Origin of the sequence: Antrihabitans auranticaus (assembly GCF_016481275.1) — a bacterium.
In the GTDB taxonomy this organism is placed as follows: Bacteria; Actinomycetota; Actinomycetes; order Mycobacteriales; family Mycobacteriaceae; genus Antrihabitans.
Map to the genome: position 1 here is coordinate 79,326 of NZ_JAEMNW010000012.1, position 14,910 is coordinate 94,235.

13 protein-coding genes are annotated in these 14,910 nt (G+C 62.5%); 4 read left to right on the forward strand and 9 right to left on the reverse strand.

Annotation, left to right across the window (positions count from 1 at the left end; all coding sequences use genetic code 11):
- The first annotated feature begins 39 nt into the window (after positions 1-39).
- Complete coding sequence (locus JGU72_RS28830; protein ID WP_199687734.1) at positions 40-681, forward strand: hypothetical protein; 642 nt, start codon at positions 40-42, stop codon at positions 679-681.
- A 4-nt stretch (positions 682-685) separates the two neighbouring features.
- Here the strand turns inward: JGU72_RS28830 and JGU72_RS28835 are convergent, their stop codons facing one another.
- A complete protein-coding gene (locus JGU72_RS28835; RefSeq protein WP_374101169.1) occupies positions 686-1,696 on the reverse strand; it encodes an alpha/beta hydrolase in 1,011 nt (336 codons plus the stop codon).
- 244 nt (positions 1,697-1,940) lie between these two features.
- On the opposite strand from JGU72_RS28835, the gene JGU72_RS28840 reads away from it, so the two are divergent.
- A complete protein-coding gene (locus tag JGU72_RS28840; protein ID WP_374101170.1) occupies positions 1,941-3,428 on the forward strand; it encodes a sugar transferase in 1,488 nt (495 codons plus the stop codon).
- A 3-nt stretch (positions 3,429-3,431) separates the two neighbouring features.
- On the opposite strand, the gene JGU72_RS28845 is transcribed toward JGU72_RS28840, so the two are convergent.
- The 3 genes from JGU72_RS28845 to JGU72_RS28855 all read right to left on the reverse strand — a co-directional run bounded on the left by JGU72_RS28845 (position 3,432) and on the right by JGU72_RS28855 (position 6,566).
- On the reverse strand, positions 3,432-4,643 hold the full coding sequence (locus JGU72_RS28845; protein WP_199687735.1) for an ABC transporter ATP-binding protein: 1,212 nt from the start codon (positions 4,641-4,643) through the stop codon (positions 3,432-3,434).
- Positions 4,640-5,473, reverse strand: a complete 834-nt coding sequence (locus JGU72_RS28850) for an ABC transporter permease (protein ID WP_199687736.1) — start codon at positions 5,471-5,473, stop codon at positions 4,640-4,642. Before JGU72_RS28850 ends, JGU72_RS28845 begins: the two co-directional genes overlap by 4 nt.
- 121 nt (positions 5,474-5,594) lie before the next feature.
- Positions 5,595-6,566, reverse strand: coding sequence for a methyltransferase domain-containing protein (locus JGU72_RS28855; RefSeq protein ID WP_199687737.1), 972 nt, complete (start codon positions 6,564-6,566; stop codon positions 5,595-5,597).
- Between the two features lie 128 nt (positions 6,567-6,694).
- On the opposite strand from JGU72_RS28855, the gene JGU72_RS28860 reads away from it, so the two are divergent.
- Positions 6,695-7,726, forward strand: a complete 1,032-nt coding sequence (locus tag JGU72_RS28860; protein ID WP_199687738.1) for a glycosyltransferase family 2 protein — start codon at positions 6,695-6,697, stop codon at positions 7,724-7,726.
- Positions 7,727-7,729: 3 nt separating this feature from the next.
- Here JGU72_RS28860 and JGU72_RS28865 read toward each other — a convergent pair whose 3' ends face one another.
- From JGU72_RS28865 to JGU72_RS28880, 4 genes are all read right to left on the reverse strand, one after another.
- On the reverse strand, positions 7,730-8,551 hold the full coding sequence (locus tag JGU72_RS28865; RefSeq protein ID WP_199687739.1) for a hypothetical protein: 822 nt from the start codon (positions 8,549-8,551) through the stop codon (positions 7,730-7,732).
- 37 nt (positions 8,552-8,588) lie between these two features.
- A complete protein-coding gene (locus JGU72_RS28870; protein WP_199687740.1) occupies positions 8,589-10,463 on the reverse strand; it encodes a glycosyltransferase in 1,875 nt (624 codons plus the stop codon).
- Positions 10,464-10,518: 55 nt separating this feature from the next.
- Positions 10,519-11,382 (reverse strand): class I SAM-dependent methyltransferase, encoded by an 864-nt coding sequence (locus JGU72_RS28875; protein WP_199687741.1) that lies wholly within the window; start codon positions 11,380-11,382, stop codon positions 10,519-10,521.
- A 206-nt stretch (positions 11,383-11,588) separates the two neighbouring features.
- Positions 11,589-12,692, reverse strand: a complete 1,104-nt coding sequence (locus tag JGU72_RS28880; protein ID WP_199687742.1) for a TylF/MycF family methyltransferase — start codon at positions 12,690-12,692, stop codon at positions 11,589-11,591.
- Positions 12,693-12,806: 114 nt separating this feature from the next.
- Between JGU72_RS28880 and JGU72_RS28885 the strand changes: the two genes are divergently transcribed.
- On the forward strand, positions 12,807-13,712 hold the full coding sequence (locus tag JGU72_RS28885; RefSeq protein ID WP_199687743.1) for a glycosyltransferase: 906 nt from the start codon (positions 12,807-12,809) through the stop codon (positions 13,710-13,712).
- On the opposite strand, the gene JGU72_RS28890 is transcribed toward JGU72_RS28885, so the two are convergent.
- Positions 13,709-14,815, reverse strand: a complete 1,107-nt coding sequence (locus JGU72_RS28890) for a glycosyltransferase (RefSeq protein WP_199687744.1) — start codon at positions 14,813-14,815, stop codon at positions 13,709-13,711. The genes JGU72_RS28885 and JGU72_RS28890 overlap by 4 nt on opposite strands.
- Positions 14,816-14,910 lie beyond the last annotated feature (95 nt).

The window sequence follows — 14,910 nt, forward strand, 5'->3', positions numbered from 1 at the left end:
GTCGTATGGTTTCGCCATTCCAAGCGAACAGGCGGACCCATGTCTCGATCGATCGGATTTTCCTACTCCGCGGCCACATGCGCGCTGGTCCTGAGTGCCGGCGCGATTGCCGTTTCGGGGGCCGGAGTTGCGGCAGCCGAGGCCGAGAATTGCACCGCGAACGGAACGATCATGACGTGCGTGTATGTCGATCCCGGAGCCGAGCACAAATTCGAGGTACCTGACGGCGTCACCACGCTCACCGTCACCGCGGCGGGCGGGACCAGTCCGTCGTCGCCCCCGGCAGATGTCGTCATTGCGCCGCTGACCGTGGAACCCGGCACGACTCTCTATGTCAACGTCGGATGCGGTCGGGAAGCATCGGGCAGCAAGTGCACGACCGCGAGCGACGTGCGAACGAAATCCAAGAAGACCACAGCGTCCTTCGACACTCGGCTCATCGCCGCGGCGGGCTCGGAATCGACCGAAGACCGGACCGCCGACGAGTCGGTAGTACCAGCGGGTGGTACCAGCGGCACCGATGTGACCGGTACTCCGATGGTCGCGATCAGTTACGAGCACGATGGCGACACCGACACCGACGCCGAGGTGTCCTCGGTTGCGGATGATTCGGTTGCGGATGATTCGGCTGCGGACGACGCGGTAGCGACGCCGACATCGACCCGGCGGGCGCCGCGCTAGCGTGCTATTCGATTCCGAGGGCGCCGGCGAGCACGGGCCACGAATCGTGCAGGTCGTCTCGCCAGTAGTTCCACGAGTGCGTTCCGGTGCTGCGGAAGTTGTACGTTGCGGGGATTCCGAGCGCGTTGAGGCGGTCAGCGAGTTGGTGCGTGCAGTAGTTGGTGACCGCCTCGATACCGCCGCCGGTAACGACCTGGCCGATCAGCTTGTCGAACTGACCGTCGACGCCCCGCGCATTCAGGTTGTCGTACCGACCGGGGATGCCGCTGCCGTTGGAGATGTAGAGCGCAACGCCGCGCAGACCGGCGGCGTTGACGTACGGGTCGTTCGCGGCCCACGCAGGATCGCCGGGCGGACCCCACATGTTGATCGCGTTGCCGCCGCCGTACTCGTTCATGCTCAGCCGCACGAACGCCTGCCCGAGCGGACCGCTGGAGTTCGCGCAACCGCTGTAGGACGCCACTGCGCGGTACACACCCGGTGCCGCGATGGCGAGCTGCAGGGCCGCAGTGCCGGTCCGCGACATACCGGCAGCGGCATTGACCCCTGTGGTTCCCAGCGCGGCGTCGATGATCGGCGGCAATTCTCGCGTCAGGAACGTCTGCCACTTGTTGACCCCGAGTACGGGGTCCGGGGATTCCCAGTCCGTCCACCACGCGTTCTCGCCACCGGTCGGAATCACGACGTTCACGTTCTTGTCGGCAAAGAATGCGAGTGCATCCGTTCGCTCGACGCGGGTGACGCCGTCGAGAAGGTAGAGCGTCGGACGCGGCACGCTCGTGTCGGCAGCTCGAAGGACGGCGACTGCGACAGATCGACGCATCGATCCCGAGTAGACCGAGAGCGCGAGGTTGCGCTCGTCGATCGGCAGCGTGAGCTCGAGCCGGGATTGGTCGGCGGCCGGCACGGTCGGGTCGGGCGCCGGGTCCGCGACGGCTGGAGTCGAAACGAGCGCCGGCGAACCGAGCGCGAGGATGGTTGCCAACACAGCGATAGCCGTCCTTGCGGAGGTCACCCGCGCTCCTTCCCGAGAGTTCGGCGCATCCTAACAGTCGGCGGATGCGCCGGGTCGATCACGGAAAGCGCCGTCCCGTGACCTCTTTCATAACGTGAGGTTGACTACTCGCGCCAACGCTGCGACGATACGCCCGGAACAGTCCGCGCGGTTTGTATTACGCGGTAACGATCTCGGGAACGTCCGCTAGTTCTACAGGGGGACTGGAGTGACAGACGTAGAACCGAAGCAGGTCACCGTCGATGTGTCGGACCTGGCGGCGTTCGATATCGACGAAGCAGCGGTCGACACGTCGTCCCGGCGAGAATGGGAATCCGCGCTCGTGCGCCGGTCGTGGGTGACCGACGCAATCGTGGTCATCGCGGCAGTCGCGATTGCCCAACTCGTACGATTCGGAACCGCGTCCCCGGTGGCGGAGTCGGACTCGATCGTCGACCTGAACTATTCACTGATCTCGGCGATCATCGCGCTGTCGTGGATCGCGGCGCTGGCAATCTACGGGACGCACTCGCCCCGGATCTATGGGTGCGGACCCGACGAGTACCGCCTGATCCTCTCGGCGACGGTCCGCTTGTTCGGCGCAATTGCCATCTGCGCCTTGATCTTCCGAATCGAAATCGCGCGTCTCTATGTGGGGCTGGCATTTCTGATTGGGCTCACCGCGCTGCTGCTGAGCCGTTGGTTCGCGCGTCGCGCGATCGCCCGCCAGCGGGAAAAGGGCGAGAACCAGACGGCAGTACTCGTGGTCGGCAGGGAAAGCGCGGTGTTCGACCTCGCGCGGTCTTTCGAGCGCTATCTGGCGAGCGGGCACCGCGTCGTCGGCGTCTGCATTCCGGGGCACTCGGGCGCCCATCGCGACCACCTCGACATCGAGGGTCGACCGGTCCCGATCTTCGGTGACGAGCATTCCGTGCTGTCGGCGGTCAAGTTCTCCGGCGCCGACACCGTTGCGGTGACCGCCACCGAAGAACTGGGCCACAACGGAATTCGCAAGCTCGTGTGGGAACTCGATCCCTACGATGTCGACCTCGTCGTGTCACCGGGTGTCGTCGATGTCGCCGGACCGCGCTTGGTGATGCGACCGGTCGCGGGACTGCCACTCATCCACGTGGACAAGCCCACCTACCGCGGCACGAAGCGCTTCGGAAAGACGATCTTCGACGTGTGCTTCGCTGTCTTCGCGTTGATCCTCTCGGCGCCGATCCTGCTGCTCACCGCGCTGGCCGTGAAGATCGACAGCCGCGGACCCGTGTTGTATCGCTCCGAACGGGTCGGTATGGGCGGCAAGACCTTCGGAATGCTCAAGTTCCGCAGCATGGTGGATGGCGCCGATCAGCAACTCGACGACCTCATGGAACAGAACGAGGGCGCGGGCGTTCTGTTCAAGATGCGCGACGATCCACGGGTCACGCGAGTCGGCCGGATCATCCGCAAGCTGAGCATCGACGAACTACCTCAGTTCATCAATGTCCTGAAACGCGATATGAGCGTTGTCGGGCCGCGTCCGCCGTTGCGCCGCGAAGTCGAGGATTACGACGGCGAGGTGCGCCGCAGGCTGCTTGTAAAGCCAGGGGTCACCGGGCTGTGGCAGGTGAGCGGCCGGTCGGTGCTGTCGTGGGAGGAATCGGTCCGGTTGGACCTGTCCTACGTCGAGAACTGGTCCACCGTCGGCGATCTGCTGATCATCGTGAAGACGGTCCGCGCGGTCGTCGCAGGGTGGGGCGCGTACTGAGCCTCACCCGTGGCCGTTGATCGGTTGCGATTCCGAGACCCGCCATTCGCCGTTGAGTGCGATGTAACCCGATTCCGACGCGCCGTGGTTCTCGATCTGCAGCTGGACGACGTGCTTGATCAGATCGAGCTGACGCTGCGTCGACCAATCGAAGATGGCGACGTCGATCGTGTAATCGCCCTTCGCCAGCGGCATCGCTGGAACGGTGAAATCCATGACGCCGTCACCGATCTCGACCGGTGCCATCGATTCGAAGTTGTTGCCGCCCCACACTCTCGTGCCGTCGCTGGAATCGATCGAGATCGAGAACAACGCCTTTTCGATCCGCTCGTTCGCGGTGTACCTGAGGCGAAGCCGGACTGCGGAATGCGAGGTGATGAAGCGGGCGAACGGAAGTCCGTCGGCTGTCAGAACCTCGACGTGGTCGATGACGATCTGGCCGCTTCCCCAGCGAGTCCTGCCGATTCCGTCGACGTGCGGTGTCGGCCTCGAGGCGTCGTCGAACGCATTGAGCAGCGGTTTGATGTCGCCGACGTCGAGCAACTCGCCGTTGTTGAGCCAGGCGCCCTTGTCGCACATCGTGCGCAGCACCGACACCGCGTGCGACACCACGATGATCGTTCGTCCGTCGCCTTGCAGTTGGGCGAACTTCTCCATGCACTTCTGCTGAAAACTCGCGTCACCCACGGCGAGTACTTCGTCGACCAGCAGAACCTCGGGGTCGACATTGATCGCGACGGCGAACGCGAGCCGAACATACATTCCGGACGAGTAGTTCTTCACCGGTTGGTCGATGAACTTCTCGACGCCGCTGAAGTCGACGATCTCGTCGAATCGTTGCCTGATCTCCGACTTCGAAATTCCGAGGATGGACGCGTTCAGAAAGACGTTGTCGCGACCGGACAGTTCGGGATGGAAGCCCGATCCGATCTCGAGCAGCGCCGCGAGCCGCCCACGCGTTCTGATCTCGCCTGCATTCGGATACAGGATGCCGGCAATGCACTTGAGCAAGGTCGATTTGCCCGAACCGTTGCTGCCGACGATCGCGAAATTGGAACCCTTCGGGATGTCGAAGCTGACGTCCTTCAGTGCCCAGAAGTCCTCGTGAATGGACCGCCGACGGCGCATCGCCGCTGACTTCAGCGTCTGGTTGCGTTCGTGGTAGATCCGGAACTTCTTGGAAACGTTCGCGATCTCTACGGCTGCGTCGCTCATAGGGCTTCCGCCAGACCTTTCTCGTGCCGCTTGAAGAACCAGAGCCCTGCAGTGAACGTCAGAACACCGAGTCCTACGCAGAGCGCCGTCGTCGTCAGCGATGGAAAGCGATTGTCATAGAGCAGATTCCTGAACGCAGACGCGAAATGGAACATCGGGTTGAGCCGGTAGAAGTCGTAGATGGTCAACGGGCCGACAATCGGCCCCGCCAGTTCGGACTTCTGCTGCACCAGGGTGATCGGGTACAGCACAGGTGTCATGAAGAACCACACCTGGAGAAACATTGTCACGAAATGCTGCATATCGCGGAAGTAAGCGTTCGCGATCGACAGAAACATGGCTACGCCGGTCGCAAACAACGCGAGCAGCAGCATGAAGATCGCGAGGACCGGTATGAATAGGACGACGTCGGAACCGGCAATGACGAGGGCGACGAGCAGGACCGATATTTCGATGCACCACGTGATGAACAATGCGATCGAATTCGAAACGATCAACGCGCTGCGCGGGAATGCAACCTTCTTGATCAGCCCGCTGTTGCCGATCAGTGTGCTGATCCCGCCGTTGACCGTTCCGGTGAAGAAAAGCCACGGCAGCAGCGCACACAACAGCCATAACGCATATATGTCCAACCCGCTCGGATCGCCGCGATCGGGCTGGACACGCATGATGTAGGAAAACACCACGGTGTAGACGAGCATTATCGTCAGCGGATTCGCGAGGGACCACAGGTGCCCTAACGCGGTCGCGCGATATTTGCTTTTGAGCTCACGGCGCGTGAGGTTGGTTATCAGGTCTCGCGCGCGATACAGCTCTTTGATCGTCGACAACCTCGAGCGCCTCCTAACGTGGGGAGTGCAGACCCGCAATTCGCGGCCGCGAATGGCTGCACCAGGCTATTACATGCGTCTACGTAGTGCGAACGGCGCAGAGCCTGCGGACTGCCCGTCGTCAGCGTCCGGCACCGCGCGTTCCGTCGCGAATCCGGGCCAGCACCCTCCGGCCGCGGTCGCGGACTGAGCGGCCGACACGCTTGAACACGCGAGTCCGCAGCGGGGTCCGATCGATTACTTCCCGTGCTGCTCGCGCCATGATTTCCGCACGCGCCGCGTAGTGCCGGGACCGCTCCGGCGGCGGCGTGCCGGGTGCCGGATTTCGGAGGTGGACGAAGAATTCACAGCCCTTCGGCCCGTGGATGGCGAGCGTCTCGAGTTTGATCAAATCGAGGAAGCGTGCGTCGGCAAGCAGCAGCTCGAGGCTGGCCGGCGTGAATGCCGAACAATGCGCGTCGGTGTATTCGGGTTCGGTTTCTGCGGTGAGTCCGGTTTGCCATGTCGCATAAGCAGAATGGAGATCTTCCTCCGGAGTCGGCAGGGCGACCGTGCCTGGGACCCAGGCACCTGCTCCGAGCAAATTCGAGCGCAGCGCAGCACCTCGGAAGACCTGGCCTGCGGTGGGCCGAATCCGCCTTTCGTGAAATGCGTCCAGCCATTCCGACAATTCGGTCGCCGGACGATAGAAATCGAAGCAGTACCTGCGGTCTGGAACGGCAAGCGATAACACCCCGCCGACAGCGAGGACCTCCTGGCAACCCTGCAGGAAACGGATCGGATCGGGAAGATGTTCGAAGTTGTGCGACGAGACGATGTAGTCGAATTTCTTTGTGCCGAACTTTGCCGCCACGAGTTCGGCGATATCGCACGCCGAGCCCTGGAGGTCGACTTCTTCGATCAGGGAAATGTGGTCGTCGGGGATATTCGGGTCGGCGGCAGCGCGCCGCCGTAACTCCGCGGCATCGAAGATATCCAGACTCGTGGTGTTGTAACCGAGGCGGCGTGGGACCAAAGGATTGTGATACGGGCCGATTTCGATACCCTGCGCCTTTTTATCGATGTATTCGCGCAGTGCCCGTTCCCGATTCACCACCCGATCCTCCCGCCCACCCGGTTAGTGCAAGATCACTGAGAATCGTTGCCGCCCAGCAACGTCGACGAGCCTACCGGAGGTTACGATTCGGTTCGCGTGGCACGACGATCCAAGAACGTGAGGCAATGTCAGAATCCGAAACGGCACGACCCGACGGAACACCATCCATCGTGGTCGTCATCGCTCTGTACAACGGCGCCGGATTTATCGAGGAGACCATCGGGGGCGTCCTCGCACAGACCGTTGTGCCGGACGAATTCGTTGTCGTCGACGACGGATCGGTCGACGGCGGTGCTGAGATTGTCGAACGTGCGGCGCGCGACCTCCCGGTGACTGTCATTCGGACGCCGAATCGCGGTCAGTCGGCGGCGCGGAACGTGGGCGTCGGGGCATCGCGAAGCGACCTGATCGCCTTTCTCGATCACGACGACATCTGGCGTCCCGATCATCTGGAACTGCTACGCGAGCCTTTTCTGCGCGATCGTGAACCGCCGCTGGGCTGGACCTACAGCAACGTCGACGAGATGGACGAAGGCGGCCGGACGGTCACCCGCGGCTTGCTGAGGCAGTACCGTGCGCAGCACCCGAAGATGTCGCTGTCGGAATGCCTCGGCGGCGACATGTACGTGCTGCCCTCGGCATCGCTGATTTCGCGTACGGCTTTCGAAGCGATCGGTGGTTTCGACGAACGCCTGATCGGCTACGAGGACGACGACCTGTTCCTGCGGATGTTCCAGCATGGTTTCGGCAACGTCTACATCGATAAGCCGTTGTCGCAGTGGCGCATTCATCTGGGTTCGTCCGCGCACTCGCCGCGCATGGCACGCTCGCGGATGATCTTCTTCGAGAAACTTGCCGGCCAGTTTCCGAAGGAGAAGACCGACCCGGACGGCAAGTCCTATCTGCGCGATCTCATTGCCCCGCGCATGCTCCGCCATATCGGATCCGATTTCGTGCACTCCGTCGAGGCTGACGACCGCAGTGGCGCCCGCCGCAGCCGTGCGGACATCTCGGTCGTTCGCCCGCATTTGAATCGGAAGCTCAAGGTGCTCGTCGCCCTCGCCTGGCCGGTCCTGAGTATTCACGGACTTTCGCGACTTGCCGTGCGCCTGAACCTCACGCCGACCGCGCGCCAGTTGTTCCGGTCGGAATCCTGACCGTCAGAACTGCAGCAGCAATCCCCGCCGTCCGGCGAAACGTTCGATACCGCTCGCGAAGGGTGGGTGGTAGCAGGTGGACGTCCATACACGTGGCGAGTACTTGCCGACCACTTCTTTCTGCGTGTGGTGGAAGTCCTCGTTCAGATCGCCGTAGCCGTAGTGGCCGCAGTCCATCTGGACGACTCGAGTTTCGATCCCGTGCTCGACCATCGCGTTGAGCGAGAAGTCCTCCGAGTAGAAGTGCCACGCGAACTTCTCGTCGAATCGCAGGCCGTATTGCCGGATGAGTGACGAGTGGACGATCACGCAACAGCAGTCGACCGTGTCGACGACAGGGTTGTCGGAGACGCGTTCGCCCATGTTCTCGGCTGACGTCAACTCCTTGCGGCACTTGATGTTTCCGAGGAGACGGACCGTGTAGAACCTGCCGCGCTCGATCCCGATTCGTCGCTTCTGATTGCGGCCGAAGTGCGCGAAGCGGCCGTGCCGCTCGAGCGTCGTCCCGATCACGCCGTAGATGCTCGACCGGGGGAGCTTCGCAAGAAGGGGCCCGGGATCCTCGTCGATGCTGAAATCGTGGTGCATGAACACCACCCAGCCGTCGCCCATCTCGTTCTCGATGAACGAGTTGTAGCGTGCGGCTATCCCGATGTTTTCGACGCGGTTGTCGTAGAGGGTGAGGTCGTGGCGGCGCACGAATTTGTTCGTGCCGACATATTTGTCGTAGATGTCGGGCCGATGGCTGACGCACACCAGTTGAACGGTCGTCGAGGCGGCGATACCCGCCGCCGTGCGAACGGGATTTTCGAGATCGCTGCTCATGTCGGCGCTCGCCGTCCTTTCTTCCCTGCGCAGCACGCTAGACCTGCGGTTTCTCGACGATCACGATGTCTTGGTAGCTTGTGAATTGTTTACGCCCGCACCAGTTTCCGTAGCGAACCGGATCTGCTACCGCCAAACCGTGTGCGGCGAAGAGGCTGCGCGCGTACTGCTCGTCGTAGCACACGGCGTGCTCCGGTTTGTCCTTGCTGATCGTCCTGTAGTTCTCCGCCACGATCTGGAAGGCCAACGAACTCTTGCCTGCGTTCAGCAACGACCGCGACTCCTCGTTCTCGAGGAAGAACGTTGCCAGGCAGCGACCGCCCGGCGCCAGCACCCGTGCGATCTCGGAAATATAGCGATCCAGGTCGCCCGGAAGCAGGTGGGTGAAGACCGACGTGAGGAAGGCGAAATCGAACGAGGAGTCCGCGTAGGGGAAGCGGTATTCGGCCGCCGGAACCGGGCCGTCAGGGTTGTAGAACGAGTTCCGGACATCGGATCGGGCGAACTCGAAGTTGGGGAACTGCGGGGTGATCGTCGCCGAACACCACGCAATCGGCTCGGGTGCGATGTCGAAGCCGCGGTAGCTACCCGACTCGGACAGGTAGGTAGCGAGCGGAATCGCCATTCGCCCACTACCGCAACCGATGTCGAGGACGCGATGGTCCGGTTGCAGGTGACCGTACTCGAGGAAGTACTGGAAGAACTCGTCGCCGACCCAATGGAAATGGTCGGCATCCAGGCTGCCGACGAACTCCATCAATGGCTGCGGTGGGGTGAGCAGCTCTTCGCGCTCGTCGGGATCCAGCTCGGATGCCTCCCAGACCTCCTTCACCGTCGGCAACACGTCGGTGTACCTGGTGAGGTAGCGGTCCTGCGTGGCAAACGTTTCGAAGAAGCCGGGCCAATTGCGTGGCGACGGCGCCAGCGTGTTCGGCACGCGCGCGCGACGGACCGCCTTGAAGTAGTCCGTCAGCACGGTCTTGTATTCGCGGACGCTGCGCTGCACCGTGCTCTCGTTCTGCAGCGTGCTGTTCTCGTGGCGGCGGTACCAGAGCAGCGGTTCGCGCAGGAATCCCGGCTCGGATTCGCGCAGTGCCCGGAGCGCAAAGTCCCAGTCGTTGACGAGCACGAACTCGCGGAACAAGCCGATCTTGTCCAGCAGGCGGGCGGCAAAGAAGAAGTTGCTGCTGGATCGGATTCCGTTCTGACGGATTAGGGAGAACCCGATCGTGGGGTACTCGTCGATGCCGTCGAGCCACTCGTCGTACTCGCGGACGAGCACATCCGACTGCTTCATTCGCATCGGTGAGAAGGTGACCTCGGTGAAGGCGAAGTCGAAGCCGCCCTCGACCGTGAAGCTGTGCAGTCGAGCCAGGCGTTCTGGGTGAAACACGTCGTCGGAGTTCAGAATGCTGATGTATGTCCCGCTGCAGCGTTTGATGCCGTTGTTGATCGCGGCGTGCGCACCCTGATTGGCCTGCTGCTCGAAGACGACATCCGTGAATTCGACGTCCGCCAGCGTCTGGGTGATGACGTCGACGCTGTCGTCCGTGGACCCGTCGTCGATGATGACGAGCTGCACGTTCGGGTACGTCTGGTGCGCAACCGACAGGATCGCCTGGCGAATGAACGCGGAGTGGTTGTAGGACGGGATCACGACCGAGATATGGTCGGCGTCGACCGCGGCACTGCTGCGGCGGACCGGCTCGCTGACTGTGGTCAGCCACTCCGGCAGCGACCCAGCAGATCTGGTCCGCGGCGTGTCACTACCGAAGCGTGTCTCGATCGTCCAGAGAATTCGCGACCACACCTTCACCAGGACTGCTTTGGCACCCGCCGTGCGGTACACGGCAATCACTTTGCGCAGTAGCTCGCGCAGCCTCGTCATCCCGATGTTTAACCGTTTCACCACTGTCGGCTCCTGTCGAAATTCGAGAAGAACATATTCGGCTGGTGCGCAGTACTTTTCAGCTCGACTTCTGTACCGCCGCCCGAATTGCGCGGTAGACCGCTCGCGGCTTCTCGGTGTAGCGCAGCGTCTTCGACGCTTGGATCGCGGACAGCTGGAACTGTGTGACGCGCTGCAACTCGACCATGCGGTCGTACTTCTCGCGCAACTCGACGTACTTTTCGACGATCTGCTCGGTATCGACGTCCTGGTCTTTCCGGACTGCGGAGAAGACGAACTGGTAAGTCTCGGCGTCGGGATCGGCGAGGATCTTGTCCAATACCTCCTGCGGCACCGTGCCGCGCGGCGCGAGCAGTTCGGTGTGAAACGCCGGTACACGCACTTTGCGCATCTCGGTGATCGTGTATCCGGCGTCGGACACGAGCTCGCCGACAGTCTTGCGGGTGAAGAACCGAATGTGCGTCCGATCCAGCAACCCGAGCGTGAGGTAGTCGAACCTGCCTTCGAGCAGGGTCAGTCGTACGTCCACGTGCGCAACATTCGGCAGCGACACCACAATTCGGCCGCCGGGCGCGAGCAGCGGGGCAACCCGGCGCAGGACCGCGTCCGGATAGAGAAGGTGCTCCAGAACATCACCGGCGAGCACGACGTCGAAGGGTCCGCTCAGTTCGTCGAAGATGTGCGGATCGTTGAGGTCCCCGATCACCACCCTGTGGGCGGCGACTTCCAGATCGGCGCGGTTGCCTTCGTCGTATTCGACTGCGGTCACTTCGCAGCGCTGGTCGACCAGCGCCCGGGTCACATCTCCGGCCGCCGCGCCCAGTTCGAGCACACGTTGCCCGCCGCCGATCATCTGGAGTGCATACGAATGGGCATTGTTCGTCAATGATGCATCCACGACCGAGCGATATCTGCTCGCCATAAAAGGACCTTTCCGGTTCCTGTGACGCTTCCAAATTGTGGCCGCAGATACTGCCCGCCCACAGCGCGACGAGTGTATATCCTGCGGCGTTGAATCAACAGTCATTGTTCACGCGAAAAACGCGAGCTGCCTAAAACGATTGAAGGTGATCATCGGAATCGCTGCAATGCATAACAACGCCGTTGTTGTGGCAGCGAAATTCGAACCTAGGGTTGGTTTTTTCTAATAAGACGAGACTTGATGCGATTAGCCGATGCGAGGCTGCCACGCACCTTCGCGACGTACCGCAGACTGCGTGACGACCGGACCGCAGCGAGCTCGTTTGCCGTCGCGAGGTTCTGCGCCTGCAAGCGCGAGATCGTCAGCGCATGGAGTCTGTTCTCCTGCGCGATCCGCTCGTGGTCCATGAACAGCTTCGTGTATCTGTCCGTCAGCGCCGTCTCCGAATCGCCGGAATCGGGTTCGAGTGCCCTCTTCTTCGCAGAACCCTTCTGCCAGTACACGCCCGTCCAGTCGATGACTTCCATCGGATCGGTGATGCCGTAGGCCTCACGGAAGTCGTTGATCGCCTCGCTGCAGGCCGGGATCGCGTAGTCGTCGACGATGAGGTAGCCCCCGTCGGACAGTTTCGAGTACAGGTTGGTCAGTGCGTCCATCGTCGACTCGTACATGTCGCCGTCGAGCCGAAGCACCGCGAGTTTGTCGATTTCCGCATGGGGCAGAGTGTCTTTGAAGAAACCCTTGAGCATGACGACCTGGTCGTCGAGCAATCCGTAGCTGCGGAAATTCGCTTGGACCTCCTCCATCGGGATTGCCAACTGCGGGTAGAGGTGGAATGCGATGCCGGCGGCGTCCACCGGATACTTCTCCGCATCCGGTGGCGGCAGACCCTCGAAGGAGTCGGCTACCCACACCTTGCGGTCGCGTTCACCGTAAGCCGCGAGGATGCCGCGCATGAAGATGCAGGAACCGCCGCGCCAGACGCCGGTCTCGATGAAATCGCCGGGTACGCCGCGAGCGATCACGTCCTCGACACAGAACTGCAGATTCTTCATCCGCTTCACGCCGGTCATGGTGTGAGCGAGCTTCGGCCAGTCGCGCCCGTCTTCGCGGAGTGCGGCGCCGTGCGCCGGGAACATCGCTTCCATCTGGTTGCCGTCTGCGGCGTTCCAGAGCGACATCGTCAAAGTCTCGCGCAGCAGGTCGATATACCGCGCGCGGAGTTCGGAATCGGGCGCGGATTGCGACTCGCCCTGATCGGCCTGACTATTCGTTTCCGCCGTCTCGGCGTAAGTCGCTGTCCCTGTCATGCGGGGGATCCTACAAGCATGAACGCGTTATCTCCGATACTTGGACGGCAGGAAATGTTCGCATCGCGTTACAGTGCGCGCGAGAATGCAATTCAGCGCCAGAAAGGCGGGCTATTGTCTCCGTTACCGTCCCGAGATTCGGCCGCCGCGAGCCACGCCGGGGACGGTGTTGCCGTCGTAATGGTCACCCACAACGGCGCCGAGTTCTTGGCTGCCCAACTCGCATCGATAGTGGCACAGAAGCCGCCGCCCGCAGCGGTGTATCTCGTGGACGACGGGTCCGCCGATGGATCGCCCAAGTTGGTCCGCGAGTTCTTCGCCCGGCATCCGGGAATTCCGCTGACCGTCATACCGGCGCCACGCCGGCGGGGTCGCGATCTCTACACGCGAATCGCCCGCAACTTCGCGGCCGGGCTCAGCGCAGCGGCGCCGTTCGGGTTCATCGCACTCGCCGATCAGGACGACATCTGGCCCAGCGACAGGCTCGCCCGGCAGCGGCAACGTCTCGAAGAAACCGGTGCGCTCCTGACAACCGGCAACGGCGAACTGATCGATCGCGACGGCAGGTCGACCGGCCGCACACTCCGCGATCGATTTCCGGTCACTGCGGGCTGGCCGACGGCCGGACCCGGTGCTCGGATGCGTGCGGTCATGAAACAGCCGATGACGACGGGGGCGGCGAGCATGATCAGAAGCGAACTGCTCGACCTCGCACTGCCCGTCCCCGCCGGTTGGCTCCACGATCGGTGGTTCTCGCTGGTCGCGGTGGCCCGCGCTGGACTGGACGTCGATCCGGCGACGGCGTTGTACTACCGGACGCACGAGCAGCAAGCGGTCGGCGTGCGCGGACACGCGGGCCGCACCGGCCGGGAACGCATAGCCGACGCGGTGCTGCGCCCGTACTTCACGATCCGCAAGGTACGGGACGTCTCGTTCACGCTGCGCGGGAAAGCGGTCGACCCTGCCATCCGCGCCGAACTTCGGCTCGGCAGTGTCCTGCGCAGCTACCTCGGCCGCTAGCGACGGGTCGGCAGGTACGACGCGAGCAGCTGTTCGTATGCGGCACAGACACTTTCCCAGGTGTAGGTCTCTTTGGCGCGGATCTTCGCCTGGGTCTGGAACTGCTCGCGCAGCGGTGAATCGCCCATCAGCCTGTCGATGGTCTGCGTGATCTCGATCGGATCGGCTTGGACGAACAAGCCGGATTCGCCGAGCACCTCACGGTTGTAGATGGTGTCGCGCGCGACGACGGGCGCGCCCGAGGCCATGGCCTGAACGAGGGCTGGGTTCGTGCCGCCGACGCTGTGGCCGTGAAAATACACCGTGGCGTGCTGCCACAATGCGAAGAGCTTGTTGTCGTCGTGGATGTGGCCGAACCAGTGAATGTTGGCGTTGTTGGCCGCGAGTCCCGCGACGCGGTCGTCGAGTTCACCGCCGTAGCCCGACGAACCGACGATGGCTACTTTCCAGCGCTTGCTCAGATCGATTGCAGCAGTGAGGAAGTCGTCCATCGTGTTCTCCGGGACGAACCTGGCGACCATGAGGATGTACGGGTGACCGGACAGTTCGTCGATCGGATTCAGCAATCCAGGGTCGGTGCCGCCGTACGGGATGTAGACGCCGTCACGGTCGAAGTCGACCTTCCACCGGCGAGCAATCTCCTGCGAATCGCACACGATCTCGTCGGCATGCTTGGCGGTCATGCGCGCGCCGGCGCGGAAGGCGGCCTTTGCTTTGGCGCCCCATTTTTCGCGCTCCCACTCGATGCCGTCGACGTTCACGATGATCGGAATCTTGCGGGCCTTGAGCACCGGGAAGAAGAATCCGTTGGCAACGTTGAGTACGAAAGCGACATCGGGTCGCCTACGGGCGGCGTGCGTGCACGACGTCAAACCGTAGGACAATGTGCTGATCGACTTGCTTTCGATGCCGAGTGTCGTCGCGGTCTTGACGCGGTCGTCACGCGCGGGATCGTCCGGCGTCGTCGAGCCTTTGCGGCCGTAGACGGTGACGTCCCAGCCCTCGTCGACGAGATACGGGGCCAGGCGACGGACGAGCGTCTCGAACCCGCCGTAGTAGCTCGGGTAGCCGCGCGATCCGATAATGGCTACGGACTTTGTCATTCGTATTCCCCTCGGGTCGGTGTGTCTACATGTGATGACGTGCAAATACGTCGCAAATAGCTGAGCGAGCGGGCAACGATCACGCAGAAGCGTAC

Coding starts and splice junctions, on each gene's coding strand:
- JGU72_RS28890 (WP_199687744.1), bottom strand. CDS start 14,815: ATGACAAAGTCCGTAGCCATTATCGGATCGCGCGGCTACCCGAGCTAC.
- JGU72_RS28865 (WP_199687739.1), bottom strand. CDS start 8,551: ATGAGCAGCGATCTCGAAAATCCCGTTCGCACGGCGGCGGGTATCGCC.
- JGU72_RS28860 (WP_199687738.1), top strand. CDS start 6,695: ATGTCAGAATCCGAAACGGCACGACCCGACGGAACACCATCCATCGTG.
- JGU72_RS28845 (WP_199687735.1), bottom strand. CDS start 4,643: ATGAGCGACGCAGCCGTAGAGATCGCGAACGTTTCCAAGAAGTTCCGG.
- JGU72_RS28880 (WP_199687742.1), bottom strand. CDS start 12,692: ATGACAGGGACAGCGACTTACGCCGAGACGGCGGAAACGAATAGTCAG.
- JGU72_RS28830 (WP_199687734.1), top strand. CDS start 40: ATGTCTCGATCGATCGGATTTTCCTACTCCGCGGCCACATGCGCGCTG.
- JGU72_RS28875 (WP_199687741.1), bottom strand. CDS start 11,382: ATGGCGAGCAGATATCGCTCGGTCGTGGATGCATCATTGACGAACAAT.